The sequence below is a fragment of the Nocardia sp. NPDC127579 genome, from assembly GCF_042672005.1.
GTDB lineage: Bacteria > Actinomycetota > Actinomycetes > Mycobacteriales > Mycobacteriaceae > Nocardia.
Genome location: NZ_JBHXVZ010000002.1, coordinates 712,131 through 736,637, shown reverse-complemented (window position 1 = coordinate 736,637; position 24,507 = coordinate 712,131). Strand labels below are relative to the sequence as shown.

The 24,507-nt window shown below is 68.5% G+C and carries 22 protein-coding genes and 1 other RNA gene; 11 read left to right on the top strand and 12 right to left on the bottom strand.

Annotated elements, in window-relative coordinates; genetic code table 11:
- The first annotated feature begins 55 nt into the window (after window positions 1–55).
- Window positions 56–1,003: a threonine/serine dehydratase gene (locus tag ACFVMC_RS10960; protein ID WP_379208978.1), complete on the top strand. Its 948-nt coding sequence runs from the start codon at window positions 56–58 to the stop codon at window positions 1,001–1,003.
- 3 nt (window positions 1,004–1,006) lie between these two features.
- Here the strand turns inward: ACFVMC_RS10960 and ACFVMC_RS10955 are convergent, their stop codons facing one another.
- From ACFVMC_RS10955 to aztB, 5 genes are all read right to left on the bottom strand, one after another.
- The gene (locus ACFVMC_RS10955) at window positions 1,007–1,303 is read right to left on the bottom strand and encodes a hypothetical protein (RefSeq protein ID WP_379208977.1); all 297 of its coding nucleotides are present in this window, start codon (window positions 1,301–1,303) and stop codon (window positions 1,007–1,009) included.
- A 270-nt stretch (window positions 1,304–1,573) separates the two neighbouring features.
- Window positions 1,574–2,866, bottom strand: coding sequence for a glycosyltransferase 87 family protein (locus tag ACFVMC_RS10950; protein ID WP_379208975.1), 1,293 nt, complete (start codon window positions 2,864–2,866; stop codon window positions 1,574–1,576).
- 102 nt (window positions 2,867–2,968) lie between these two features.
- Complete coding sequence (gene aztD / locus ACFVMC_RS10945; protein ID WP_379209525.1) at window positions 2,969–4,117, bottom strand: zinc metallochaperone AztD; 1,149 nt, start codon at window positions 4,115–4,117, stop codon at window positions 2,969–2,971.
- A 19-nt stretch (window positions 4,118–4,136) separates the two neighbouring features.
- Window positions 4,137–5,054 carry a zinc ABC transporter substrate-binding protein AztC gene (gene aztC, locus ACFVMC_RS10940; protein ID WP_379208973.1) on the bottom strand — a complete coding sequence of 306 codons (918 nt, stop codon included), beginning with the start codon at window positions 5,052–5,054 and terminating at the stop codon, window positions 4,137–4,139.
- A complete protein-coding gene (gene aztB / locus ACFVMC_RS10935) occupies window positions 5,051–7,021 on the bottom strand; it encodes a zinc ABC transporter permease AztB (protein ID WP_379208971.1) in 1,971 nt (656 codons plus the stop codon). Before aztB ends, aztC begins: the two co-directional genes overlap by 4 nt.
- A gap of 48 nt (window positions 7,022–7,069) precedes the next feature.
- Here aztB and aztA point away from each other — a divergent pair, with 48 nt between their 5' ends.
- Window positions 7,070–7,741: a zinc ABC transporter ATP-binding protein AztA gene (aztA, locus tag ACFVMC_RS10930; protein WP_379208969.1), complete on the top strand. Its 672-nt coding sequence runs from the start codon at window positions 7,070–7,072 to the stop codon at window positions 7,739–7,741.
- A gap of 14 nt (window positions 7,742–7,755) precedes the next feature.
- Window positions 7,756–8,124 carry a hypothetical protein gene (locus ACFVMC_RS10925; protein WP_379208968.1) on the top strand — a complete coding sequence of 123 codons (369 nt, stop codon included), beginning with the start codon at window positions 7,756–7,758 and terminating at the stop codon, window positions 8,122–8,124.
- Window positions 8,125–8,245: 121 nt separating this feature from the next.
- Here ACFVMC_RS10925 and hutG read toward each other — a convergent pair whose 3' ends face one another.
- The 4 genes from hutG to ACFVMC_RS10905 form a co-directional block, all read right to left on the bottom strand.
- On the bottom strand, window positions 8,246–9,223 hold the full coding sequence (gene hutG / locus ACFVMC_RS10920; protein WP_379208966.1) for a formimidoylglutamase: 978 nt from the start codon (window positions 9,221–9,223) through the stop codon (window positions 8,246–8,248).
- A gap of 164 nt (window positions 9,224–9,387) precedes the next feature.
- Window positions 9,388–10,572, bottom strand: a complete 1,185-nt coding sequence (hutI, locus tag ACFVMC_RS10915; RefSeq protein WP_379208964.1) for an imidazolonepropionase — start codon at window positions 10,570–10,572, stop codon at window positions 9,388–9,390.
- A 3-nt stretch (window positions 10,573–10,575) separates the two neighbouring features.
- On the bottom strand, window positions 10,576–12,258 hold the full coding sequence (gene hutU, locus ACFVMC_RS10910; RefSeq protein ID WP_379208963.1) for a urocanate hydratase: 1,683 nt from the start codon (window positions 12,256–12,258) through the stop codon (window positions 10,576–10,578).
- A 32-nt stretch (window positions 12,259–12,290) separates the two neighbouring features.
- Window positions 12,291–13,730, bottom strand: a complete 1,440-nt coding sequence (locus ACFVMC_RS10905) for a purine-cytosine permease family protein (RefSeq protein ID WP_379208961.1) — start codon at window positions 13,728–13,730, stop codon at window positions 12,291–12,293.
- A gap of 140 nt (window positions 13,731–13,870) precedes the next feature.
- On the opposite strand from ACFVMC_RS10905, the gene hutC reads away from it, so the two are divergent.
- Together hutC and ACFVMC_RS10895 are read left to right on the top strand one after the other, a co-directional pair.
- Window positions 13,871–14,614, top strand: a complete 744-nt coding sequence (gene hutC, locus ACFVMC_RS10900; protein WP_379208959.1) for a histidine utilization repressor — start codon at window positions 13,871–13,873, stop codon at window positions 14,612–14,614.
- 54 nt (window positions 14,615–14,668) lie between these two features.
- A complete protein-coding gene (locus tag ACFVMC_RS10895; protein WP_379208958.1) occupies window positions 14,669–15,604 on the top strand; it encodes an ADP-ribosylglycohydrolase family protein in 936 nt (311 codons plus the stop codon).
- Here ACFVMC_RS10895 and ACFVMC_RS10890 read toward each other — a convergent pair whose 3' ends face one another.
- From ACFVMC_RS10890 to ACFVMC_RS10880, 3 genes are read right to left on the bottom strand one after another with little or no spacing between them, the layout of a single operon-like run.
- Window positions 15,605–17,149: a tripartite tricarboxylate transporter permease gene (locus ACFVMC_RS10890; protein ID WP_379208956.1), complete on the bottom strand. Its 1,545-nt coding sequence runs from the start codon at window positions 17,147–17,149 to the stop codon at window positions 15,605–15,607. It abuts the gene before it with no gap.
- Entirely contained in the window at window positions 17,149–17,745 is a 597-nt protein-coding gene (locus ACFVMC_RS10885; RefSeq protein ID WP_379208954.1) for a tripartite tricarboxylate transporter TctB family protein, read from the bottom strand. Before ACFVMC_RS10885 ends, ACFVMC_RS10890 begins: the two co-directional genes overlap by 1 nt.
- The gene (locus ACFVMC_RS10880; RefSeq protein WP_379208952.1) at window positions 17,742–18,719 is read right to left on the bottom strand and encodes a Bug family tripartite tricarboxylate transporter substrate binding protein; all 978 of its coding nucleotides are present in this window, start codon (window positions 18,717–18,719) and stop codon (window positions 17,742–17,744) included. The genes ACFVMC_RS10885 and ACFVMC_RS10880 overlap by 4 nt, the downstream gene beginning before the upstream one ends.
- 174 nt (window positions 18,720–18,893) lie before the next feature.
- Between ACFVMC_RS10880 and ACFVMC_RS10875 the strand changes: the two genes are divergently transcribed.
- From ACFVMC_RS10875 to ACFVMC_RS10850, 6 genes are all read left to right on the top strand, one after another.
- Window positions 18,894–20,453, top strand: a complete 1,560-nt coding sequence (locus tag ACFVMC_RS10875) for an ATP-binding protein (protein ID WP_379208951.1) — start codon at window positions 18,894–18,896, stop codon at window positions 20,451–20,453.
- Window positions 20,450–21,121 (top strand): response regulator, encoded by a 672-nt coding sequence (locus ACFVMC_RS10870; protein WP_379208949.1) that lies wholly within the window; start codon window positions 20,450–20,452, stop codon window positions 21,119–21,121. The genes ACFVMC_RS10875 and ACFVMC_RS10870 overlap by 4 nt, the downstream gene beginning before the upstream one ends.
- 125 nt (window positions 21,122–21,246) lie before the next feature.
- Window positions 21,247–22,134: an esterase/lipase family protein gene (locus ACFVMC_RS10865; protein ID WP_379208948.1), complete on the top strand. Its 888-nt coding sequence runs from the start codon at window positions 21,247–21,249 to the stop codon at window positions 22,132–22,134.
- Between the two features lie 60 nt (window positions 22,135–22,194).
- Window positions 22,195–23,013 carry an SDR family oxidoreductase gene (locus ACFVMC_RS10860; protein WP_379208947.1) on the top strand — a complete coding sequence of 273 codons (819 nt, stop codon included), beginning with the start codon at window positions 22,195–22,197 and terminating at the stop codon, window positions 23,011–23,013.
- Between the two features lie 94 nt (window positions 23,014–23,107).
- Window positions 23,108–23,478: a transfer-messenger RNA gene (gene ssrA, locus ACFVMC_RS10855) on the top strand.
- Between the two features lie 115 nt (window positions 23,479–23,593).
- Complete coding sequence (locus ACFVMC_RS10850) at window positions 23,594–24,112, top strand: helix-turn-helix domain-containing protein (protein WP_379208946.1); 519 nt, start codon at window positions 23,594–23,596, stop codon at window positions 24,110–24,112.
- Window positions 24,113–24,507 lie beyond the last annotated feature (395 nt).

Here is a 24,507-nt window from a genome sequence, read left to right as displayed (position 1 = left end):
CGCCGACCGGCATCGGCGAGAATAGTCGGCGGGTCGAGCCACACCGAGGAGCACGATGGAACTGTCGTACGGGGATGTCAAGGCCGCTGCCGCCCGGATCGAGGGCCTGGTCCGCCCGGTCACGGTCGCGCCCGCGGAGGACCTCGGCCCAGCCGGCTCCGCGCCGTTCGCCGCCTGGTTCGCCCTGGAGTACCTACAGCACACCGGCACCTTCAAAGCCCGTGGGGCACAGAACTTCCTCCAGGCGCACCGGGAGGCGGGCGATCTGCCCGCGGCGGGGGTGACGATCGCCTCCGGGGGCAACGCGGGCCTGGCGTGCGCGTGGGCGGCCCGCCGACAGGGTGTCCCGGCGACGGTGTTCCTGCCTGCCACGGCGCCGCCGGTGAAGGTCGAGCGTTTACGCGGCTACGGCGCGCAGGTGCGGCTGGTCGGGACCGAGTATGCCCAGGCGCTGGAGGCGAGCCAGGAGTTCGCGGCGGCCGGCGGCGCGCTGCTGTCGGCCGCCTACGATCACCCGCTGATCGCGGCCGGTGCGGGCACCGTGGCCGAGGAGATCCATGCGCTGCTGCCCGCGCTGGACACCATTGTCGTGGCCGTCGGCGGCGGCGGCCTGTTCTCCGGAGTAGCCACGGCCGCAGGACATTACGGCGTGCGGACGATCGCCGTGGAACCGGCGAACTGCCGCGCCCTGCATGCCGGGCTGGCCGCGGGCGCACCGGTCGATGTCGAGGTGAACTCGATCGCGGCGGACTCGCTCGGCGCGCGCCGGACCACCGCGCTCGCCATCGCGGCCGCGCGGCGGTATCGCGCGGAATCGGTGCTGGTGACCGATGACGAGATCATCGCCGCGCGCCGTCAGCTGTGGTCGGATCGCCGCATTGTCGTCGAGCACGGCGCGGCGACGGCCCTGGCGGCGCTCACCTCCGGCCGTTACCGTCCGGCGCCCGGCGAGCGGGTGTGCGTGGTGCTCTGCGGTGCGAATACCGACCCGAGCGTGTGGTAGCCGTCAGGCGACGAGCGCGTTCATGATGGTGCCCGCGCTGGTGGCGACCACGCCGCCGATCATGGCTCCGGCCACCATCTTCGGCGACTGGAGGCCGCCGCCGCTCCACTTCTCCCAGGCGAATCTGCCGCCCGCGAAAACGATCGCCGTGATGCCGGCCAGCAGGACGAACCAGGTGAAATAGCTGACCATCTGCTGGAACTTGTCCGCGATCGGCGGAGCCAGCGGCTCCGGGTTGCCGACCTGCGCCAGCACCGCCGATCCGACCCATTCCTGCGTGGCGGCGAGAATGATGCTCACAGTGTTTCCCCTTCGGCCGGATCGAATACGCCGGACAAATCCTACTCTGCGACGACGGAAACCCATTGGGGGACAGGGGAACTCACAGAGAGTTCCGACCGGTCGGCTTGATTCTCGGAGTGTGCCCGCTCCGCGATTCTCAGCGGAAATTCATCGAATCACCTGCGCGAACTCAGACTCGGCCGGTTGAATGCCTGGTGGCTGCCCCGCCCGGATCACCTCCCGGGCGGTAGGCAGCGCCAAACCGCTCGCGCGCGCCGTTGCGAGGCCCTACGGAACCGGCTGTAGCCGCGTAGCTTCCGATTCGGCGGGCACCCGGGCCGAGCGCCGGGTCACCACCACGAACAGGATCACCAGGACCAGGCTCAGCCAGACATAGGTGTCGCCCTGGAGGTGTTGCCAGACGGTCCAGGACAATTCGCGGTCGTCGTCGCCCGGCAGCCAGTTCTGCGGGCCGTAGACGAAGACGGCGGCGGTGACCGCGGTGACCGCGAACCAGCGCAGGCGCCGGCGCAATGGGAAGCGCAGCGCGTAGCCGATCATGGCGAACAGGGCGGGCGCGATCATCACCCAGTGATGCGACCACGAGATCGGCGACACCAGCAGGGTGAACACCGCGTTGATCGCCAGTGCCAGCGGCGGGAAGTCGGCGGCGCGGCGCATCGCGATCACGACCAGTACCAGCAGCAGGGCGCTCAGCAGCAGCCACAGGATGGTGAACAGCGGTTTCTCGAACCCGAACCGGGCCAGCACCGCCTGGATCGACTGATTGGTCTGGAACGACGACCCGCTCAGCCCCGACACATTGCCCATGCCGTGGAACCAGTATTCGACCGAGGCACCCGGCAGGATCGCGAAGCTCAGCAGGGTCGCCACCGCGCCGGTCACGGCGGCCGTGGCGGCGGCCTTGTAGTCCTTCTTGACCAGGAAGTAGAGCACGAACGCGGCCGGTGTCAGCTTGATCGCGGCGGCGATGCCGATCAGCATGCCGCGCCGCCACCTGGGCTTGTGGGTCAGCACGTCGGCGGCGACCAGCACCATCAGCAGGAGATTGACCTGGCCGAAGTTCAGGGTCGCCCAGATCGGCTCCAGCAGCAGCGACAGCGGCAGCGCGACGGCGGTCGCGAACAGCACGGTCTGCCGCTGCGAACGCTGCGGCCAGATCCGGCGGGCGACCAGGTACAGCGTGATCGCCAGCGCGGCCACCGAGGACACGAAGAACAGGAACGCCGCCGGATCCCACGGCAGCAGCGCGAACGGACCGAGGACCAGGGCGGCGAACGGCGGGTAGATGAACGGCAGGCTGATACCGGCGTTGGTCTTGGGCAGCTCGCCGTACATGTTGCCGCCGTCCCGCAGCGCCTCGACACCGAGCCGGTAGACCTGGAGATCGATGTAATCGCCGGTGATCGCGACATCGCCGTTGGCTTGCTGGACGGGCCAGAGCGGGCCGGTCAGGAACAGGTAGGCCACCACGGCGAGGAGCGCCGGAAGCAGCCACATGACGGGCCGGAAACGGCGGTCCGGTGACTGGGATGCCTCACGCACGGTGGATCTATTCATCCGCGGCAACTATACCGATAGCGCACGATCGCTTCGAAAGGTGTCGCGGAGCTGGGCGAACCCCGTTGTTCGGCCGGAACGACGGGGTTCGCAGGGCGGCCGTCAGTGCGCGTGCACACCGTTGATCTCGTTCGGGGCGGCGGGCAAGGTGACGCTCGCGGCCACGGCGCCCGCGGCCAGATCGATGCGATGCACCTGCTTGCTGCCCGGATCCGACACGTACGCGGTGCCGCCGCGCACGAACAGCGCGGGGCGTGCCTGCTGCCACTTCAGCGGTTCGGTCCACGGGTCCAGGACCGGAATCGACTTGGTCACCTTCGCCGCGACCGGGTCGATGACGTGGAGCTTGCCGTCGGTGCCGAGTACCAGCGCCGCACCGTCCGGGCCGCGGCCCAGCGACCGGAATGTGTAGCTGGTGCCGAGATCGACCAGCTTCATCGTCGCGGTGGCGGTATCGATCAGCGCCACCTGGGTCGGACGCTCCAGCTCGGCGTCCTTGTCCTTCTTGTAGTCGCCGAGCACGATCGCCGAGACATCACTGCCGGACTGGTTGCCGATGCGACCGTAGGCGTCGGGGCTGGTCACCTTCGTGATCTTCCCGTCGCGGTAGACCAGGACGCCGGTCTGGCAGCCCACCACCACGGTCTCGCCCTGCGCGGTCGCCTCGCCGTGCACGCCGGGGCAGTCCTCGTTGCGTGCGATCTCCTTGCGGTCGCGGTCGAGCACCACGATGCCGGTCCGCTTCTCCTCGGTGCCCAGGGTCGTCACCAGCCGGCCGTCGGCGAGCTCGATCGCGACGCCGTGATGCGGTGCGGCGGACCGGTAGGTGGCGGTCTGTGGTTTGCCGTCGGCCACCTCACCCGAGGCGAAGCTGGTCACCTCGCCGGAGCCGTCCGCGAAGAGCACGGTGCGACCGGCGTGGTGCACCACGTGGCCCGGCTTCGCGGCGGGGAACTCGAGGTCGGTGAATTCTCCGGCGTAGGCATCGAACACCTTGAACGTGTCCTTGTGGGTGACCATCAGGTGGTGCTCGTCGCCGACCGGGTTGAGGCGGTTGAAGCCCTCGAGCTTCACATCCGCCCGCTGCGCGAGGCTCTGGCCGTCCAGGACCAGGATCCCGCCGTCGTAGGTGACGGCGATCGGCTCGGCGCCCGCCGCATGGCCGTGCTCGTCGTCGGAACCGCAGCCGCCGACCGCGACCACGGTGGCGACCAGACCGGCCAGGGCCACGGCCTTTCGGGACCGAATCATCATGTGCTACTCCATCTTTCTAGTGCGGCGTGAGGCCGCGGACGATGTCTTCGGTATTGGCGCGCGCCATTTCCAGGTAGCTGGCGGCACCGCCGCCGGGCGCGGTGAGCGATTCGGTGTGCAACCCGATGACCTGCACATGCAGGCCGGCCCGTTCGGCCAGCACCCGGGCCAGGCGGTCGGGTTGGGAGGAGTCCACGAAGATCGCGCCGACACCGGCGTTGCGGATGGCCTCGGCGAGGGCGCTGAGATCCGCGGCGCTGGGCGAGGCCAGGGTGGTGCCGCTGGGAATCACCGCGCCGATCACCCTGAAGTCGAAACGCTGTGCGAGATAGCCGAATACGTGATGGTTGGTGACCAATTTGCGCTGCGCGGCCGGAATTTCGGCGAACTGCCGTGTCATCCAGGCATCGAGCTGGTCCAGCTCGGCCAGGTAGGCGGTAGTGCGGCCCCGGACGGCTGCGGCGTCGATGCCGTCGACAGCCTCGAGCACCCGGACGCTGATCAATTCCACCGCGCGGCGCACCCGGTGCGGATCGGTCCAGAAGTGTGGATCCGGCGTGCCTTTCGACTCGTCGGAGGTGTACTCGATCGGGTCGAGCCCCTCGGCGACAGCCAAGGCCGGGACTCCGGCGTCCACCGCCGCCGCGACATTGCGTGCGACTCCTTCCTCCAGGCCGAGCCCGTTGTGCACCACCAGCGCGGCTTGTTCGAGCTCGGCGGCCTGGCGGGCGGAGATGCCGAAGGAGTGTGGGTCGGCACCGGCGGGCATCAGCACGGTCACCGGAGCGGCGTCGCCGACGATGCTGCGGGTCAGGTCGCCGAGGATATTGGTCGTGACGACGATGCCGGTGCGATCGCCTCCGTCGGAGGAGCAGGCCGCCAGCGCCGGTAGAACTACTGCGAGGCAGGCGATTACGCGGAGTAGATTTCTCATTGGCCCGTCTCCACCAGCAAGGTCGGCGTGATATCCAGCGTGAAGGTCCGTGCCACGCGCAAGTTGTCGTTGTAATCGATCTCGTGCACCGTACGAGCGGAGCTGTCGCCGCTGTAGGCGCGCGCGCTGTCGACGACCAGGGACGCCGCACCGGCAGGTTGCGCCAGTAGCACGGTGTGCGCTGTGCGAGCGCCGGTTCCGGGATCGAAGGCGTGCAGGCCGCCGTCGCGGGTCAGCGCCAGCAGCGGCGACCCCTCTCCCGCGGTATCGACAGCGAGCACCTCGGTGAGCGGGACCAGTCGCCAGGTCTTCGCGCGAATGTCGAGCGACCACACGCCTCGGGAACCGGCCTTCGCGGTGAGCGTCGTGCTGCCGGGGCGGTGCGTGAACTCGACGGCGCGGTCCGCCTCGGACACCGGGATCGGATAGGGGATCTTCGCACCAGCGAAGCCGTCCTCCTGCTTGCGCACCACCAAAGCGCCGTCCGCGCAGCCGAATACGAGGCCGCGGCGGGTGACCGCCTGCCCCTTGGGCTGCGGGCAGGATTCGGCGATCGCGGCGACCGGAGTACCCTCCCGGGTGCGGATCTCGACACCGGTCGCCGTCGCGACGGCCAGGTGCTCCGCGTAGGGAACCGCGACGCCGTCGACCCTGCTCAGTTCCCGGACGCTCCCCCGATCCAGTTCGGGCCGATCCAACAGTGTCGTAATGCCGTTCGCGAAGGCCAGCGCGACGACCGCCTTGTCGCTGTGCACGGCGGCGAGCTCACCGCCCCCGATCGAGCCGACCTCCCGGATCGGGGCCCGGTAGTAGTGGACGTGGTCTTCGTGGTCGACCATCCAGGCGCCGCTGTCGATGATCCGGACCGAATTCCCGTCCGCGGCATAGCCGTAGCGACCGTCGCCGCGCAGCTGCCGCAGCCCTTCGACTTTGCCCGCGTCGGTGACCTTTTCGCTCGTCAGGTCGAGCACCCGGAGCATGCCGGTGTCGCGATCGCCGAGGATCAGGCGCGCCTGCGCGTCGGCGGTCTCCTCCGCGCCTTCGACATAGCCGTGCGGCGCCTGCACAGGTTCGCTCGGAGCGGTCTGCGTCCCGCAGCCGCCCAGCACGGCCACGGCCCCCAGCACCGCGACGGCTCCCTTACCGCGGCGCAATCGATCCCGAAGCGCCGAGGCCAGGGCCGAGACGAAGAACGACGCCACCGCCACCAGGGCAATGGTCGCACCGGCCGCCGTCTGGGCGTGCCAGGAAATCAGCAGCCCCACCACGGTGGACAGCGCACCGAAAGCCGCCGCCAGCACCATGATCAGCGGAATCCGGTCGGCCCAGAAGGTGGCGGCGGCGGGCGGGGCGATGAGCAGTCCGAACACCAGCAGAGTTCCGACCACATGGAACGACGCGACGATCGCCAGGGTCAGCAAACCCACGAGCGCCACCTGGGCGAGCCCCGGCCGCAGACCCAAGGTGTGCGCCTTGCGCGGGTCGAAGGCCAGGGCCATGAACGCGCGGTGGCCCAGCGCGGCCACCGTCAGCGCGACCGCCAGCGCCGCGACCAGGAATCCGAGATCGCGCATCCGCACGCCCAGCACATCGCCGAACAGGAATCCGGTCAGGTCCACGGCGAACGACTCCGAGCGCGACACGATGATCACACCGAGGGCCAGCATGCCCACGAACAGCAGCCCGATGCCGGTGTCCGCCGCGAACCGCCGATCGCGGCTCAGCGCGGACACCCCGAATGCCATTGCCGCACAGCTGATCGCCGCGCCGATAAGCAGGTTGCCACCCAGCAGCGCTGCCGCCGCCACCCCGGGCAGCATGCCGTGCGCCATCGCGTCCCCGAGAAAAGCCATGCCCCGCACCACAACCCATGTCCCGGCGAGCGCGCAGACGCACGACACCAGCAGGCCGCCCCAGAGCGCTCGCTGTACGAAAGCCACCTCGAACGGGTCCACCAGCCACTCCATGACGCGAGACACTATGATGAAAACGATTATCGTTTCAAGTGAGGTGACATGCAACACACAGCGACCGCGGTTCGACTACACGCGGTGAGCGCGGGGTACGCCGGGACGCCGGTCTTGCACGAGGTGACCGCGACCATCCCGCGAGGCCAGGTCACCGCGGTGGTCGGTCCCAATGGCTCCGGAAAGTCCACCCTGCTCGGTATCCTCGCCGGGATCCTCGAACCGCTGAGCGGAGCAGTACACACGACCGTCCCCGGACGGCCCGCGCTCGTCGTGCAGCACACCGCGGTGCCGACCACCCTGCCGCTGACCGTGCGCGAGACCGTAGCCATGGGCCGCTGGAGTGTGCGAGGTCCCTGGCGTCGCCTTACCCGCGCCGATCGCGACCTGGTGGCCGGCTGCATGGACCGGGTCGGCGTCACCGACCTGGCCGCCCGCCGCCTCGACACCCTCTCCGGCGGCCAACGCCAACGTGCCCTGCTGGCCCAGGCGCTGGCCCAGGAATCCCGGCTACTACTCCTCGACGAACCGGCCAGCGGTCTGGATTCCGATGCGCAGGAGACAATTTCGCGCTGTCTGACCGAACTCGCGGCGGACGGGGTTACCGTGGTCCAGGCGACACACGACCCGGAGGAGGCGCGCCGCGCCGATCACTGCTTGGCTCTGCGCGATGGCCGTCTCATCCTCGAAAGACCCGGTGCGACAACAACCGCGACGTGAAATCGGGAGACCAAGTGAGCGACCGCGACCACAAGTCCCTGCCACCGTCCGTGCGGGCGGCACAGCTCATGTCCTGGCTATACGGAGGCGTCCCGATCGCCCTCGCGCTGCTCGCAGTCGCGACCGAAAGTACAGCGCTCAGCGCCTACGCGGCTGTCTTCCTGCCCGGAGTCATCCTGGCGCTCTTCGCCTTCGGCTTCACGCGCGGCAAGAACCTCCTGCGCGTCGCCGCGATCTACTGTGCGGGCATCGCAATTCTCTGGTCCCTCGGTGCTGTGGCACAGGGCCGACCGGCCGGATTGCTCGGCGCCGCCGCGAGCTTCGCGATCGTCGTCCTGCTCAACCAGCGCACGACGGTCGCCTGGTTCGCCCGCGCCCGCTGAAAGCGCGGCGACAGTGGTGTTTTCCGCTCACGGTCGCTGAGCGCGGTGATGGCGCTGGACGGCGGGCGAGGTACGGTGCGGCGGCCACTATCTTCGGCCGCCCACCGAGCCGCAGCGACGACTATCCGATGCCGGCCGGTCGGCGGGTCGCGATGCGGTGCAACAGCCGGGCGGCCGTGCGAGCGGTGCGGTTGTCGATATCGAGCGACGGGTTCAGTTCGGCGACATCGCAAATGGCGAGCTTGCCGCTGGCGGCCAGGCGGTCGGTTACCGCCTGGACGGTTTCCAAGGGGACGCCGTAAGCAGCCGGGGCGCTGACGCCCGGGGCGACTGCCGCGGGCAGCACGTCGAGATCGATCGTGAGGTAGACCAGATCGACGGCGGCCAGGAAGTCGTCGACGAACTTCAGCACCGCGGCGAGATTCGCTGTGCCGCAGTCATCGTCGAGCAGGTAGCGGACACCCAGCCGGTCGGCTGTATCGAACAAGGCCCTGGTGTTGCTGGGCTGGCTGATCCCGATTACCGCGTACTGCCAGGTATCGGCCCGCTCGCATTCCGCGATCTGCCGGAATGGGGTCCCCGAGCTGGGAACCGGGTCCGAGCGCAGGTCGAAATGCGCGTCCAGGTTGAGGATTCCGAGCCGCGCCCCGGGCCGACGCAGTTCCGAGCGAGCCAGACCGAGGTAAGTGCCGTAGGCGATTTCGTGGCCGCCGCCGAGGACGATCGGAAAGTGACCGCCGTCCAGGATGGCGCTCACCGTATTGGCCAAAGCCTCCTGCCCGGCCTCCAATTCGGTTCCGGTGACGATCACATCGCCCGCGTCGTAGGCGCGCAGCGGAGTGGGCAGTGCCATGGATGCCAGCGCACCGCGCAGCGCCCCGGGTCCGGCGACCGCACCGGTTCGGCCCCTGTTGCGTCGCACGCCCTCGTCACTGGCGAAGCCGACGAAGACACAGGCACCGGGAATGGCTGTTGCCGAATAGGGCTCGACCACCTGATGCCAGCGCAGATACTCCCCTGACGTGCCGTCGACCCGGCCGGTCCACGATGCCGCCACCGCACCCACCTCACTTTCCACCGCGCGATCGAACTCGGACATCACAACGCCACCTGCTCGAAGCGCGGAGTGCCGTCGACCCGGCCGGCCCATGACGCCGCCACATCACCACCCGGCCGACCGCTTCCGAGTGTGCCCTGCACCCACCGCACCATCCGCTCCTGCCGACATAGGGACCACTTTCTCCGCCGCATGAGCATTGCCTCCTACGCCCTCGGGCGCCACGAGGTCGCGACGACTCCGTCCTTCCAGACCTGCCGGACCAGGGGCACACCCGGCCGGTAGGCCAGATGCAAATACGACGGTGCGTCCAGCACGATCGCGTCCGCGCGTTTGCCCGGGGCGAGCACACCGATGTCGTCGCGGCGCAGGGCCCGCGCGCCACCGGCGGTAGCTGCCCAGACCGCCTCCTCCGGGGTCATGTGCAGGTCTCGTACCGCGAGCGCGATGCAGAACGGGATGCTGGTCGTGTAGGAGGTGCCCGGATTGCAGTCCGCGCCGAGCGCCACGGTGACGCCCGCGTCGATCAGCGCCCGGGCGTCGGGATAGGTGTTGCGCGTGCAGAAGTCGGCTGCGGGCAGCACGGTCGCCACGGTGGAGCTGCCCGCCAGCGCTTCGATGTCGGCCGGGCTGACATGGGCCACATGATCGACCGAGGCGGCGTAGTGCGCCACCGCCAGTTGCACTCCGGGCCCCTGGTGCAGCTGGTTGCCGTGCACACGCGGAGTCAATCCGGCCGCCGCGCCCGCGGTGAGTACGGCGTCGGCCTGATCCCGGTCGAACGCACCCTGCTCGCAGAAGACGTCGATCCATTTCGCGTGCGGCGCACAGGCTTCGATCATCTCCGCGCAGACCATGGCGACGTAGTCGTCGGCTCGGCCCGCGTATTCCGGCGGCGGCACGTGCGCCGCCAGCAGGGTCACCTCGTCGGTGAACTCACCGGCGATGCGCACACTGCGCAGTTCGCTGGACACCGATTGCCCGTAGCCGCTCTTGATTTCGACGGTGGTGCTGCCCGAACGCAGCGACTCGTCCAGCAGCCGAGCCACATTCGCGCGCAGGTGCTCGTCGGTCGCGGAGCGGGTGGCGGCAATGGTGGTGCGGATTCCACCGGCGGCGTAGGGCTTTCCGGCCATCCGGGCCCCGAACTCCTCGGCTCGATCACCTGCGAAGACCAGATGCGAATGGCTTTCGACGAACCCCGGCAGCACGGCCGCACCGTCCAGGTCGTGCCGTTCGTCGGCCGAGGGCGCCTGTGCCGCGGCGCCGACCCAGGCGACGGCGCCGTCGTCGAAAACCACGGCGGCATCGTGGATCACGCCCAGCGCTCCCGCTCCCGCGGCGGGATCGTTGGTCACCAGCGTGCCGATATTCGTCAGCAGCACCGACACGAATCAGCCTTCCGTCATGGGGACGCGCACACCACGTTCGCGGGCGACGTCGGCGGCGTGCTCGTAGCCCGCGTCGACGTGCCGGATGACGCCCATCCCGGGGTCGTTGGTCAGCACTCGGGTGATCTTCTCGGCGGCCAGTTCGGTGCCATCGGCGACGCACACCTGTCCGGCGTGGATGGAGCGTCCCATGCCGACCCCGCCGCCATGGTGGATCGACACCCACGACGCGCCGGAGGCCGTGTTGACCAGGGCGTTGAGCAGCGGCCAGTCGGCGATGGCGTCGGAGCCGTCGAGCATGGCCTCGGTTTCGCGGTAGGGCGAGGCCACCGAGCCGGAGTCGAGGTGGTCGCGGCCGATGGCGACCGGCGCGGACAGTTCACCAGAGGCCACCATCTCGTTGAATTTCAGTCCGGCCCGATGCCGTTCGCCGTAGCCGAGCCAGCAGATCCGGGCCGGCAGTCCTTCGAATGCCACCTTCTCCCCGGCCATTTCGATCCAGCGGCGCAGGTGGTCGTTGTCCGGGAAGAGTTCCAGGATCGCCCGGTCGGTGGCGGCGATGTCCTTCGGGTCGCCCGAGAGCGCAGCCCAGCGGAACGGGCCGAGCCCCTCTTCGAACAGCGGGCGGATGTAGGCGGGTACGAAGCCCGGGAATTCGAAAGCCCGGTCGTAGCCGCCTTTTCGAGCCTCGTCGCGGATGGAGTTGCCGTAGTCGAAGACCTCGGCGCCCGCGTCCATGAAGCCGACCATGGCCGCCACGTGCCGGGCCATGGATTCCTGCGCCTGCCGGGTGAACAGCTCGGGATCCTTCGCGGCGGCGGCCTTCATCTCCGCGAACGGGATACCCAGCGGCAGGTAGGACAGCGGGTCGTGCGCCGAGGTCTGGTCGGTGACGATATCGATGGGCGCGCCCATGGCCAGGAGCCGGGGGAAGATCTCGGCGGCATTGCCTTCCACGCCGATCGACAAGGGCCGCTTGGCATCCCGTGCTTCCACGGCCAGGCGCAGTGCGTGCTCGAGATCGTCGGCCTTGGCGTCGAGGTACTTGTGCGCGATCCGGCGATCGATCCGGGTGACGTCGCAGTCGACGCAGATCGCGACGCCCTCGTTCATGGTGACGGCGAGCGGCTGCGCGCCGCCCATGCCGCCGAGCCCGGCCGTCAGGGTGATGGTGCCCGCCAGCGTGCCGCCGCCGCGGCCCGCTGCCGCGAGCTTGCGCGCGACGGCGCCGAAGGTCTCGTAGGTGCCCTGCAGAATGCCCTGGGTGCCGATGTAGATCCAGGATCCGGCGGTCATCTGCCCGTACATGGTCAGCCCGAGTTCCTCGAGCCGCCGGAACTCCACCCAATTGGCCCAGTCGCCGACCAGATTCGAGTTGGCGATCAGCACCCGGGGCGCCCATTCGTGGGTGCGGAACACCCCGACCGGCTTACCGGATTGCACCAGCATGGTCTCGTCGGACTTCAGGGTCCGCAGCGTGCGCACCATGGCGTCGAACGCCGCCCAGCTGCGCGCGGCCCGGCCGGTGCCGCCGTAGACGACCAGGCTGTCCGGGTGTTCGGCGACCTCCGGGTCGAGGTTGTTCATCAGCATGCGCAGGGCCCCCTCCTGCTGCCAGCCCAGGGTGCTGAGTTCGCTGCCGCGGGGCGCGGATACGGGGCGGGCGCCGTCCAGGCGGTCGGACATGAGATCTGCTCCTTCGTGCTCGGGTGGTCGAATCAGGCTCGGGTGTCGGCCATTTCGGTGTCGGCCGGGTAGATCATGTGGTCGGGCGGATTGGCCGTACGCCGCGCGAGCGGGTAGTAGATGGCGGCGGTGAGCAGGATTCCGACGATCCAGGAGATATCCGCGCCGCCCAGCATGGTGGTGATCGGCCCGGTGTAGAGCTTCTGGGCCAGGAACGGGATCTGGGCGAGGACGCCGACGACGTAGCAGCCCAGCGCGGTCGGGTTCCAGCGACCGTAGCGGCCGTTCACGTCGTAGAGCGCCGGAATGTCCACGCGCTCTTTGGAAATCAGGTAGTAGTCGATCAGGTTGATCGCGCTCCACGGGGTGAACACCATGAGCAGCACCAGGACGAAGTTCTTGAAGTTGTTCAGAAAGTCGGCGCTGGCGGCGATCGCGATCACCATCGAGACCCCGGTGAAGCCGACGATGTAGGCGGTGCGCGCGGCGGTGGAGATGCGGGACCGGCCGTTGAACGCGGTCACCGTGGTCAGGATGGACATGAAGCCGCCGTAGGCGTTGAGGCAGTTCACGGTCAATTTGCCGACCACGATGACCAGGTAGATCAGCGTGGCGATCAGCGCGGGCCCGGCCAGTTCGCCGACGAAGCCGACCTGGTCGGCCAGGAATGTCTTGCCCGCGCACGCGGCGATCAGCACGCCGAGCATCATGGCCCACTGCGACCCGATCACCGATCCGGCGAAGGTGGACCAGAAGGTGGTGCGCTCGCTGGTGGCGCGCGGCAGGTAGCGCGAGTAGTCGGCGACGTACGGGCCGAAGGTCAGCTGCCAGCCGGCGCCCAGCGAGATGGCGAGCAGGAACGTCGCGGTGTCGAACGGCTTGGTGCCCACGACGTTCGCGACGTCGTACTCGGTGAACAGGCGCACGCACAGGTAGGTGAACCCGATGATGCCGACCACCGTGGCGATCCGCCCGACCACGTGGATCAGCCGGTAGCCGGTCACGGCGACGAAGGCGGTGAGCCCGCCGAAGACCAGGATGCCGACCACCGGGCTGTCGATGTGCAGGATCTTGTTGACGGCCTGGCCCGCGAGCACGGTGCCGGTGGCCGCGAAGCCCAGGTACATGAGGATGACCAGCAGCAGCGGCACCACCGCGCCCTGCACGCCGAATTGCGCCCGGCTCGAGATCATCTGCGGCAGTCCCATGCGCGGGCCCTGCGCGGAGTGCAGGGCCATGACCGCGCCGCCGACCACGTTGCCGATCAGCAGCCCGAGCATGGCCCACCAGGCGTCGGCGCCGAAGACCACGGCCAGCGCACCGTCGACGATGGCGGTGATCTGCATGTTCGCGCCGAACCACAGGGTGAACTGGCTGCGCGGCGAACCGTGCCGTTCGTGGTCGGGTACGACGTCGATGGTGCGGCGTTCCGGAGTAAGCCCCGCTCCGGACTGGTCTTCGAGTGTCGTCACTGGCTTGTCCTCATCCACTGTGTGCCGCGTCACGCTCGCGGCGCCTGAGGTGTATAGTCCTGTATATACAACCAGCTGTCAAGGGATAGACTTTCGGCCGCCGGTAGGTATCGGCATGACTTCAGGGATGGGTGTTGGACATGGCGGTCGACGCGGAACTCGGTGCGCTGTTCCGGGATTCGGGCCAGTCCGCGCCCGCCTACGAACGCGTCAAGAACCTGGTCATCACCCAGATCAAGTCCGGCAGCTGGGCCGAGGGCGACCAACTGCCGTCGGAGAACCAGTTCGTCGCCGCCCTCGGGCTCTCCCGTATGACGATCAATCGCGCGCTGCGCGAACTCACCGCCGAGGGCCTGATCGTGCGCCACACCGGGGTCGGCTCCTTCGTGGCCGGCACCAAGGCGCCCTCCCCGCTGTTCGAGGTCAGAAATATCGCCGACGAGATCCAGCAGCGCGGGCACCGGCACCGCACCCGGGTGGTGTCGGTCCGCGCGGAAGACCTCGATCGCCGCTCGGTCATGCGAGACCTGCTGCCGCGCACGGTCTTCCACTCCATCCTGGTGCACTACGAGGACGATGTGCCGATCCAGGTGGAGGACCGGCTGGTCAATCCCGCCGAGGCGCCGGACTACCTGGACCAGGATTTCACCACGCTGACGCCCAACACCTACCTGAGCAAGGTCGCGCCGCTGGAACGCGGCGAGCACATCGTCGAAGCGGTGCTCGGCTCCGCCGAGGAGTGCGAATTGCTCGGCATCGAGCGCGGCGAACCGTGCCTGCTCATCCGCCGCCGCACCTGGTCCTCGACCGGCCTGGTGAGCGCCGCCCGGCTGGTGCACCCGGGTTCACGCAATCGGCTCGAGGGCGTCTTCGGAAACCGGTGATCCACAGGTGAATTCGATTGCCCGGACCGCCCGCGATTCGGCAGGATCGACCCCATGAACGCTGACCGCCGCACCCGTGCCGTCGCGTCGCTGCACGGCGTGGCCGTGGGCGACGGATTCGGCTCCTCCTTCTTCGTCCCCGGCAACTTCCGGGGCCTGCACACCCGCACCCTGCCCCGCGCACCCTGGTTCTGGACCGACGACACCGAGATGGCCTGCTCGGTATACGCCGTCCTGGACCGGCTCGGGCGCATCGACCAGGACGCGCTGGCCGCGTCCTTCGCCGAACACCACGACTTCGACCGCGGCTTCGGCGCGGGCGTGAATCGCATGCTGCGCCTGATCCGCCAGGAGGGCGGCGATTGGCGCGCCCTCGCGACCGCCGCGTTCGACGGCCGTGGTTCCTGGGGCAACGGCGGCGCCATGCGGGTCGCGCCACTCGGCGCGTACTTCGCCGACGACCTCGATCGGGTGGTACGCGAGGCCGCGGCGTCGGCGGAGGTCACCCACACCCACCCCGAGGGCATCGCGGGCACCGTCGCGGTGGCCGTGGCCGCCGCGCTCGACCTGCGCGGCGCCGACCTGCTCGCGGCGGTCGCCGAGCACACACCGCCCGGCCTGGTCCGCGACGGCATCCACACCGCGGCCGGGCTGCTGCATCTGCGGGATTCCCGCAGTGCCGCAGCCACGCTCGGCACCGGACGCGAGATCTCCGCGCCCGATACCGTCCCGCTGTGCCTGTGGGCGGTCGCCCGCTACCCGGACGACTTCGCCGAAGCGCTGTGGGCCACGGCTGTCGCCTCCGACGATGTCGATACCACCTGCGCGATCGTCGGCGGCATCCTGGCCGCCCGGGAAGATATCGACATCATCCCGGACCAGTGGATCGGCAACTGCGAACCACTGCCGGCCTGGGCGGGCGTACCCGCCGGACGCGTCGAGATGTGGTCCGGCTGGGCCGCATCCGATGGCCGCTACCGCATCGACTGATCACGCCTGGGCAGTCGCTTCCGGCGCGGCGGGCGTGCCCGAATCATCGGAACCCCCACCGCCCCTCGATTTCCGGAACGCCAGCGCCAGCAGCGGCCACACCAGGATCACCACGATGATCACGTAAACGATTCTGGCGAACCAGGTGTCGACCAGTCCGCCGAGCGCGCCGTCGCTGATCTGCAACGCCCGGCGCATCTGCATCTCCGCGTTCGGCCCCAGGATCACGCCGATGATGGCGGGCAGCAGCGGTAACCCGAAGCGGCGCATCAGAAAACCGATCACGCCGATCACCAGCAGCAGCACCAGATCGACCACGTCACCGGACACCGCGTACGCGCCGACGCTGGCGAAGAACAGGATGCCCGCGTACAGGTAGGGCCGCGGGATCCGCAGCAGCTTCGCCCACACCGGCGCCAGCGGCAGATTCAGAACCAGCAGCAGCACGGTGCCGATGAACAGGCTGGCGATGAGCGTCCAGACCAGCTCCGATTCCCGTTGGAACAGCAGCGGTCCCGGCTGGATCCCGTACTGCTGGAACGCCGCCAGCATGACCGCCGCGGTCGCCGTGGTCGGCAGACCCAGGGTCAGCATGGTGGTCAGCGTGCCCGCGGCCGACGCACTCGCCGTCGACTCCGGACCCGCAACCCCCTCGATGGCGCCCTTGCCCCACTCGTCCTTGTGCTCGGACAGCCGCTTCTCGGTCGCATAGGACAGAAACGTCGGGATCTCCGCACCGCCCGCCGGCACCGCGCCGAACGGGAAGCCGATCAGCGGCCCGCGCAACCAGGCTTTCCAGGAGCGGTCGAAATCCTTGCGGCTCAACCAGGCTCGACCCACCGGTATCGCGCTGCCCGGATTGCGCCGGAGATGTGCGGCCACCCAGAGTGCCTCACCGACCGCGAAAAGCCCTACGGCGACAATGATCACGTCGATGCCGTCGGCCAATTGCAGCGATCCGAAGGTGAGGCGCTGCTGACCGGTGATCGGATCCAATCCGATCAGCCCCAGCGTCAAACCGATTCCCAGCGAAGCGAAGCCACGCACCCGGGAGCTGCCGAGCACCGAGGTGACCGCGATGAACGCCAGCAGCATGATGGCGAAATAGTCGGGCGCGCCGATGTCCACGGCGAACTCCGCCACCAGCGGCGCGGTCAGCACCAGCAGCGCGGTGCCCGCGATGCCGCCCACGAAGTGGCCGATGGCCGCGGTCGCCAGCGCCTGCGCGCCGCGGCCCCGCTTGGCCATCGGGTGGCCTTCGATCGCGGTGACCACCGAGGCGGTCTCACCCGGAGTGTTCAACAGGATCGAGGTGGTCGAGCCGCCGAACATGCCGCCGTAGTAGATGCCGGCGAACATGATGAACGCACCCGTCGGCTCCACGCTGTAGGTGATGGGCAGCAGCAGCGCGACCGCCATCGCCGGGCCGATACCGGGCAGCACGCCGATCGCCGTGCCCAGCAGCACACCGACCCCGGCCAGCAGCAGATGCACCGGAGTCAGCGCGGTACCGAACCCCGTGAGTAGATTGCCCAACGCGTCCATCAGAGCTCACCCACTCCGCCGACTCCTGTCCCCCAGGAAAGAACCCCTTCCAACGGCCCCCCGGGCAGCGTCACACCGAGCAACTCGCCGAACACCACGTAGGTGACCAGTGCGAGGATCACCGCGAGCAGCGGATCACGCACCCAGTGCCGACTGCCGAGCGCGAACGCCGCGCCCCAGAACAGCAGGGTGCCCGCGATCGGGAAACCCGCGATATCGATCAGCACGATGTTCGCGACGAACACCGCGACCAGCAGCGCGACCGTCCGCCATTCCGGCGGGGTGGACAGATCGACGTCCTCGCCGCCCTCGGCCTCGCCGCGGCCGCCGCGCAGCACATCGAAGGCGAGCGCGACGGCGACCACGACCAGCAGGGCGCCGACCACCAGCGGCATCGCCTTCGGGCCGACCGGCCCGCGCTGGGTGAAGGCGGTGGACATGCGCAGCGCGTCGGTGATCACCACCGCGCCCGCACCGGCCAGCATGACCGAGACGACCAGTTCGGAACGGTCCCGGAACCAGCCCGCCACACCGGTTCTCGGTGGCGGTGGCCCGGCGGCCTCCGCGTCGCCGGGCTCGGGAGCGGTGGAACTCATGCCAGCCCCAGATCCTTCAGAATGGCGCCGCACTGCTCGGTCTGCTGCTGGATGAAGGCGCCGAATTCGGCGCCGGTGAGGAAGGCGTCACCCCAGCCGTTGGTGCGAACCGCTTCCTTCCACTGGGCGGAGTCGTGCATGGCGGTGTAGGCGTCGATCAGGGCCTTGCGTTCGTCGTCGCTGATGCCGGGCGGCGCGACCACCCCGCGCCAGTTGGTGAATTCCACATTGATCCCGGCCTCTTTCAGCGTCGGCGCGTTCACGCCGTCGATGCGCTCGGGTCCGGTCACCGCGAGCACGCGCAGTTCACCGGCCTGGATCTGATCGAGGTACTCGCCCACGCCGGACACACCGAAAGCGATCTTGTTGCCGAGCACCGACGCCAGCAGTTCACCGCCGCCGTCGAACGGGACGTAGTTGACGGCCTTGGGTTCGATACCGATGGCCTTGGCGACCAGCATCGGGGCCAGATGGTCCGGGCCGCCCGGTGAGGAGCCGCCGCCGACCGGAACCGCGCCCGGGTTCGCCTTCCACTCCGCGACCAGCTGATCGATGGTGCTGTACTTGGAGTTCTTGGACACCACGATGATGTCGGGCTCGTCCAGCAAACGCGCGATCGGCGTGGTGTCGGTCAGCTTGGACGGCGACTTGTTGGTGTACACGCTGCCCACCACGCCCAGGCCCATCTGCATGATCAGCTTGCCGTTGCCCTTCTCCCCGACCAGGCGGCCCAGGCCCACCGTGCCGCCGGCACCCGGCAGGTTGAAGACCTCCATCGAGCGGGCGATGCCGGCGTCCTCCATGACCTTCGCCGAGGTGCGGGCGGTGATGTCATACCCGCCGCCGGGCGAATTCGGGACCATGATCCGCACGCCGGACAGTGTGTCGGCCGAACCGCCCGCGCCATTGCAGGCGGTGAGCGCGACCGCGGCGCAGACACCGACAACGGCAGTCAGCAACTTCCGAGTTTTCACTGGGGATCCTCATCTCTCCTCATCGAGTTGCACGAAAGTGTGAGCTGGACCACCGCAGCCTGTCTGCTTTGCGTCCACAACGTTTGTTGTGGTCATAGTGTTCACACCGAACACGGCCCATTTCGCCAGGAAGACGAGGACACTGACTGCGGGCCGGCGGCACAGGAGGTACACGTGGGCAAGAAGGGCTCACTGGCACGGCAATTGCTTGCCCTGCAATTGCTGATCGTCTTCGTCCTGCTCGCGGCGGTCGCCGCGGTGGTGGTCGCCCAGGTGAGCGAGACCTTCCGCAATACCGAATCCCGGCGCATGCTCGGCATCGCGGAGGACGTGGCCGCCAATCCGAGCCTGCGCGTGCTGCTCGCCGACCCCGCACAGCACCTGCTGCTGGCCCCGTTCGCCACCGCGGCGCAGGTCGCCTCCGGCGCCGACGAGGTCGTCATCGCTCGCGCCGACGGCAAGGTGCTGACCTCGCAGGATCCCTCCGAGATCAACAAGCCGCTGCGCCTGGCCGATTCGACGGTCACCGAGGGCCGGGCCTGGGTCGGCCGGATCGAGGACGAGGTCGTCGCGCACGTACCGGTGATCGGCCAGGGCACCCACGAGGTCGTCGGCTACGTCGCGGCGAAGAAGCAGCAGCCCGCGATCTGGCACACGCTGACCGACTCGTTCCCGGGTCTGCTCAGCCTGCTCGGCATCGCCACCGCCGTCGGCGTCGCCGGATCGCTGTCGCTGTCCTGGTGGGTGAAACGTCAGACCTTCGGGCTCGAACCCGCCGAGATCGCCGCGCTGGTCGAACACCGCGAGGCCATGCTGCACGGCGTGCACGAGGGCGTGGTCGGCCTGGATCAGCAGCACCGGGTCACGTTGGTCAACGACCAGGCCAAGGACCTGCTGTCGCTCGGCGATGTGGTCGGGTGCAGCGTCTACGATCTCGGCCTCAACGAACGCCTGCTCGACGTGTTCACCGGCACGGCGCAGGGCACCGATCTGATCGGCCTGCGCCGCGGCAAGGTACTGGTGATGAACCGGACCCCGATCCGGTGGGACGAGCGCACACTGGGCGCCGTGGTGACACTGCGGGACCGCACCGAACTGGTGCGGCTCCAGGATCAGCTCACCGAGAACCGCAATGCCGCCGACACCCTGCGCGCGCAGGCACACGAATTCAGCAACCGGCTGCACACGATCGCCGGTCTGATCGAACTCGGCGAATACGACGAGGTGGCGCGCTATATCACCAGGGTCAGCGCCAACCGGGACCAGTGGCAGGCCGAGGTCACCGCGCGGATCGGCGACACCGCGGCCGCGGCCCTGCTCATCGCGAAATCCAGTCTGGCCGCCGAACAGGGTGTGGGACTACGCCTTTCGGTGGACAGCTGCCTTCCCGAAGTCGACGCGGGACTGTCCGGCGATATCGTGACCGTGCTCGGGAATCTGGTCGACAACGCGCTCGACGCGCTGTCCGGACCCGGCTGGATCGAGGTCGACATCCGCATGCACGACGGCGCTGTGCACGTGGTGGTCCGGGATTCCGGGCCCGGCGTCGCGCCCGAACTCGCCCGGGAGGTATTCCGGCACGGATTCACCACCAAGGCCGCCGCGGGCGGTCGGCGCGGACTCGGCCTGGCCATCACCCGGCAGGCCTGTGTGCGACGCGGCGGCACCGTGTCCGTGCACAATGCCGACGGCGCGGTCTTCACCGCGACCCTGCCCGTGCAGGTGCGCGCGTGATCCGGGTGCTGGTCGTGGACGACGACTTCATGATCGCCAAGGTGCACAGCGGATATGTCAGCAAGACACCGGGTTTCACCGTCGCCGGCGTGGCCCGCACCGGTGCCGAGGCGCTGCGCCTGATCGGTGAGTTGCGCCCGGATCTGGTGCTGCTCGATATCTATCTGCCCGACCTGGACGGGCTGTCGGTACTGCGCGGCATCCGGGAAACCGCCGAGGCGACCGATGTGATCGTGATCAGCGCGGCCGATGATGTCGACACCATTCGCGCCGCCATGCGCGGCGGCGTCCTGCACTATCTGATCAAGCCCTTCACCTACGGTGCGCTCTACGACCAGCTCCAGCATTTCGCCGCACTGCACGCCAAGCTCGGCGAACTGTCCCGCGCCGCGCAGTCCGATATCGACCAGGTGTTCGCGGGGCGGCCGCGCACCGCCGTCACCCTGCCCAAGGGATTGACCGCACAGACCGCGCAACTGGTCGAGAACGTGCTCCGAGCAGCCGAAACCGACCTGTCGGCGCAGGAATGCGCTGACGCCACCGCGCTGTCGCGAGTCAGCGCGCGCCGCTACCTCGAGCATTTCGCCGAGACCGGCAGCGCGGAGGTGCGGCTGCGCTACGGCGGCACCGGACGGCCCGAACGGCGCTATCGCTGGACCGCCGCCTAGGTCCATTCCCGAATCACCCGGCGCGGGTGTTTGGCACCCGCCCACACCGGTGCTTACATGAGGCCACCTGGTGTACGGATTGGCAGCCGATTTCGCGAAGCACCGAGCGGAAGGGCTTTCTCCTCATGTCTGCACTGCGTCGCCGGGTCCGCGCCGCCATGGCGGCGGTGGCCGCCGGGATCGTGCTGGCCGCGCCCGCGCACGCGGAGACCGACGACGGGGCCGCCGCACCGGGCGGGGCCAACGACTGGGCGTGCGTACCGTCCGAGCGGCACCCCGAGCCCGTGGTGCTGGTGCACGGCACCTGGGGTAACCAGAGATCGTGGGACACGCTGGCACCGCAGCTCAAAAGAGCCGGAGCGTGCGTGTTCTCACTCAATTACGGCCGAAAACTGTTCAGCCTCAGAGGATCCGAGCCCGGCGTTTATGGCACCGCGGACATGCGCACCTCCGCCAGGGAGCTCGCCGCGTTCGTCGACCGGGTGCGTGCGGCCACCGGGGCCGCGCGCGTCGATATCGTCGCCCACTCCCAGGGCGGCCCGCTGACCAGACAGTACCTGCGCTTCGAAGGCGGTATGCAGCCGAAACCCGAAGTGCGGCACCTCGTCTCGATCGCCGCCACCAATCACGGCACCACCGCCGACGGCCTCGGCGCCCTGCTGCCGACCGGCAGCGCGGCCGCCGCCGCCGATATCGCGATCGCGAAGGTCCTGGGCACCGCCGCCGTCCAGCAGCTGGCGGGCAGCGAATTCCTGCGCCGCCTCAACGCCGCCGGCGACACCGAACCCGGCATCGCCTACACCGCCATCGCCACCCGCGTCGACCGCGTCGTCACCCCACCCGAAGCCACCTTCCTGCACCCCGGCCCCGGCGCCACCGTCACCAACCTGTGGGTTCAAGACCTCTGCCCCACAGACACTTTCCACCACGGCATCCTCCCCGATTCCCCCGCGGTGGCCCACCTCGTCCACGCAGCTCTCGGCCTCCCACACACCGGTCCTCGCTGCGCGTGATTTGACCTCGAGATTTGTTGAGGTTTTAGCGTCGTCTCCAGTCGTCGACAGGAGATGCTCATGTTGCTCATCACCGGAGCCACCGGAAATATCGGGAGCGCGCTGCTCCGCGAGCTACGTGCGGTGCAGGCGGGCCCGCTGCGGGCGCTCACTCGCGACGCGCGGGCCACAATTCCCGAGGCGTTCGAAGCCGACCTGGGCCACAGCGCGGGGCTGCGGCGGGCACTCGACGGAGTGCGATCGATGTTCCTGGTGACCGGGCTCGGACCGGACACCGAAATCATCTCCGCCGCACGCGATGCCGGAGTCGAACAGGTAGTACTGGTGTCCTCGATCACCGTACAGACGCATCCGCACCTTGGTCCCGCAGCCGAAAAAGCCGCCATCGAAAAGGAATTGATGGCCAGCGGGATGAAGTGGACCATTCTGCGACCCACCCAGTTCGCCTCCAACACCCTGCTGTGGGCCGAGGCGATCAGCAGTGGCCGACCGGTTCGAGCACCCTATGCCGACATCGCGCTACCCACCATCCACCCCGCCGATATCGCGTCCGTGGCGCGCGTGGCCCTGACCGAGCCCGGCCACCACGGCCGGACCTACGCCCTCACCGGCCCCGAGGCCGTCACCCCGCGCCAGCAGGTCGCCGCGATCGGCGCCGCAGTGGATCGCGACCTCCCCTTCACCGAGAGCACCCGAGACCAGGCCCGCGCCGACCTGCTGCCGTACTTCGGAGCAGCGGTGGACGCGGTACTCGACGTGACCGGCGGCGATATGACCGACGAACTGCGGCAGGTCCGCGACACCGTGCCCGCGCTCACCGGCCGCCCCGGCCGGACGTTCCGGCAGTGGGTCGCGGAGAACGCCCACCTCTTCCAGTGATGCCATCCCGCCCGGTCGGATCGCCGAAATAATGGGAATGAGTCGCACCCTCGAGAGTGTTAGCATGACTAGCCCGCACGGTGCGGGCACGTACGGGGCTGAACGGTTTCGACTGCGTACGTTGACTCAGGGGAAGCGTGTCGGTGCAGGCAAGAGACCACCGTAAGCGTCGTTGCAACCAATTAAGCGCCGATTCTCATCAGCGCGAGTACGCTCTCGCCGCCTAAGCCGCGAAGCGTCTCTGTCGGCCCGGGATATGCCCTCGATCCCGGTGCCGGCATCAGCTAGAGGGCTAACCGTCACACTCGGTCGCGGAGTATGACGGGACATCCAACAGCGACTGGGATCGTCATCCGAGCTTGTTCGCGAGACCCGGAGATCCAAGCAGAGACACAGCGAACTGCACACGGAGAAGCCCTGAAGACACGGCGGAGGACCCGGGTTCGATTCCCGGCAGCTCCACTCGAGAAATGCCCTCGTGACCAGCTGAAACGCTGAGATCGAGGGCATTTTGCTTGTGCACAGCGCTGACCGCTCCAAACCGAACGCTGAGTATAGTGCATCACGCTATAGTTGATACATGTCCAGTCGGAGTGACCTGCTGCGCGAAGTAATGCTCGAAACGGGCACCTCTCAGTCTCAGCTGTCCCGGGTAAGTGGCGTCCGTCAATCGAGTATCAGTCAGGCGTTGTCGGGCAAGCTGAATCTGAGCGACGATCAGCTCGAGCGGCTGCTCTCGTGCATGGGGTTCCGCTTGGAGGTTGTGCGGCGCCGCGTAGTCCCCGAGTTGACCCGGTCGGAGCGACGTTCTTGGCTGCTGCATCGCCGGCTCTCGACGCATTTGACCCGACCCCGTCTCGAATCGTGGCGACCACAGGTCGAGCGCAACCTAGGGCGGCTGCGCGATGGCGTATCCGGTCAACCGCACGTGCGAAATCTCGGTCGATGGGAGGTGTTGATCGAGCGCGGAGACCTGCCAGGGATCCACCGCGTACTGACCGGTCTCGATCGCGACTCGATCGGGATGCGTGAAGTCTCCCCCATGGGCGGACTACTGCCCCAAGACGAGCGCGCCGACGTACTGGGTTTGGCCGGCTGATGCGGCGCGACCAGTTGGAACACGCCATCCGGACGGCGTGTCAGATCATCGGTCATCCGGAAGTGATCGTGGTCGGATCCCAGTCGATCCTCGGCACGTTCGACGAATCTTGTCTGCCGCCGGACGCCACCAGGTAACTGGAGATCGACACCCCGACCGTTCCACCACACCATCGCCCGGCATCCGAGGTCGCGCTCGGATGGATCCGTCGGTGGTCGAAGTAGTCGTTTCCCGTTTCCTGACAGCTACCTTGCCAGCCCAGCCACACCGGCCTAGCATGTGATGCACATCACAAGAGAACAAGATGATGCGGACAGGCACTTTCGAGAAGTAGGTGGGGATAGAAATACGTCATGGCGGCGGCCGCGAGCGCTACGCAACGGGGAGCGTCTGGG

What these genes read in the sequence shown, in the direction of transcription:
- ACFVMC_RS10960 (WP_379208978.1), top strand. Translation starts at nt 56, where the DNA reads ATGGAACTGTCGTACGGGGATGTCAAGGCCGCTGCCGCCCGGATCGAG.
- ACFVMC_RS10950 (WP_379208975.1), bottom strand. Translation starts at nt 2,866, where the DNA reads ATGAATAGATCCACCGTGCGTGAGGCATCCCAGTCACCGGACCGCCGT.
- aztD (WP_379209525.1), bottom strand. Translation starts at nt 4,117, where the DNA reads ATGATTCGGTCCCGAAAGGCCGTGGCCCTGGCCGGTCTGGTCGCCACC.
- aztC (WP_379208973.1), bottom strand. Translation starts at nt 5,054, where the DNA reads ATGAGAAATCTACTCCGCGTAATCGCCTGCCTCGCAGTAGTTCTACCG.
- aztB (WP_379208971.1), bottom strand. Translation starts at nt 7,021, where the DNA reads ATGGAGTGGCTGGTGGACCCGTTCGAGGTGGCTTTCGTACAGCGAGCG.
- aztA (WP_379208969.1), top strand. Translation starts at nt 7,070, where the DNA reads ATGCAACACACAGCGACCGCGGTTCGACTACACGCGGTGAGCGCGGGG.
- hutG (WP_379208966.1), bottom strand. Translation starts at nt 9,223, where the DNA reads ATGTCCGAGTTCGATCGCGCGGTGGAAAGTGAGGTGGGTGCGGTGGCG.
- hutU (WP_379208963.1), bottom strand. Translation starts at nt 12,258, where the DNA reads ATGTCCGACCGCCTGGACGGCGCCCGCCCCGTATCCGCGCCCCGCGGC.
- hutC (WP_379208959.1), top strand. Translation starts at nt 13,871, where the DNA reads ATGGCGGTCGACGCGGAACTCGGTGCGCTGTTCCGGGATTCGGGCCAG.
- ACFVMC_RS10895 (WP_379208958.1), top strand. Translation starts at nt 14,669, where the DNA reads ATGAACGCTGACCGCCGCACCCGTGCCGTCGCGTCGCTGCACGGCGTG.
- ACFVMC_RS10890 (WP_379208956.1), bottom strand. Translation starts at nt 17,149, where the DNA reads ATGGACGCGTTGGGCAATCTACTCACGGGGTTCGGTACCGCGCTGACT.
- ACFVMC_RS10885 (WP_379208954.1), bottom strand. Translation starts at nt 17,745, where the DNA reads ATGAGTTCCACCGCTCCCGAGCCCGGCGACGCGGAGGCCGCCGGGCCA.
- ACFVMC_RS10865 (WP_379208948.1), top strand. Translation starts at nt 21,247, where the DNA reads ATGTCTGCACTGCGTCGCCGGGTCCGCGCCGCCATGGCGGCGGTGGCC.
- ACFVMC_RS10860 (WP_379208947.1), top strand. Translation starts at nt 22,195, where the DNA reads ATGTTGCTCATCACCGGAGCCACCGGAAATATCGGGAGCGCGCTGCTC.
- ACFVMC_RS10850 (WP_379208946.1), top strand. Translation starts at nt 23,594, where the DNA reads ATGTCCAGTCGGAGTGACCTGCTGCGCGAAGTAATGCTCGAAACGGGC.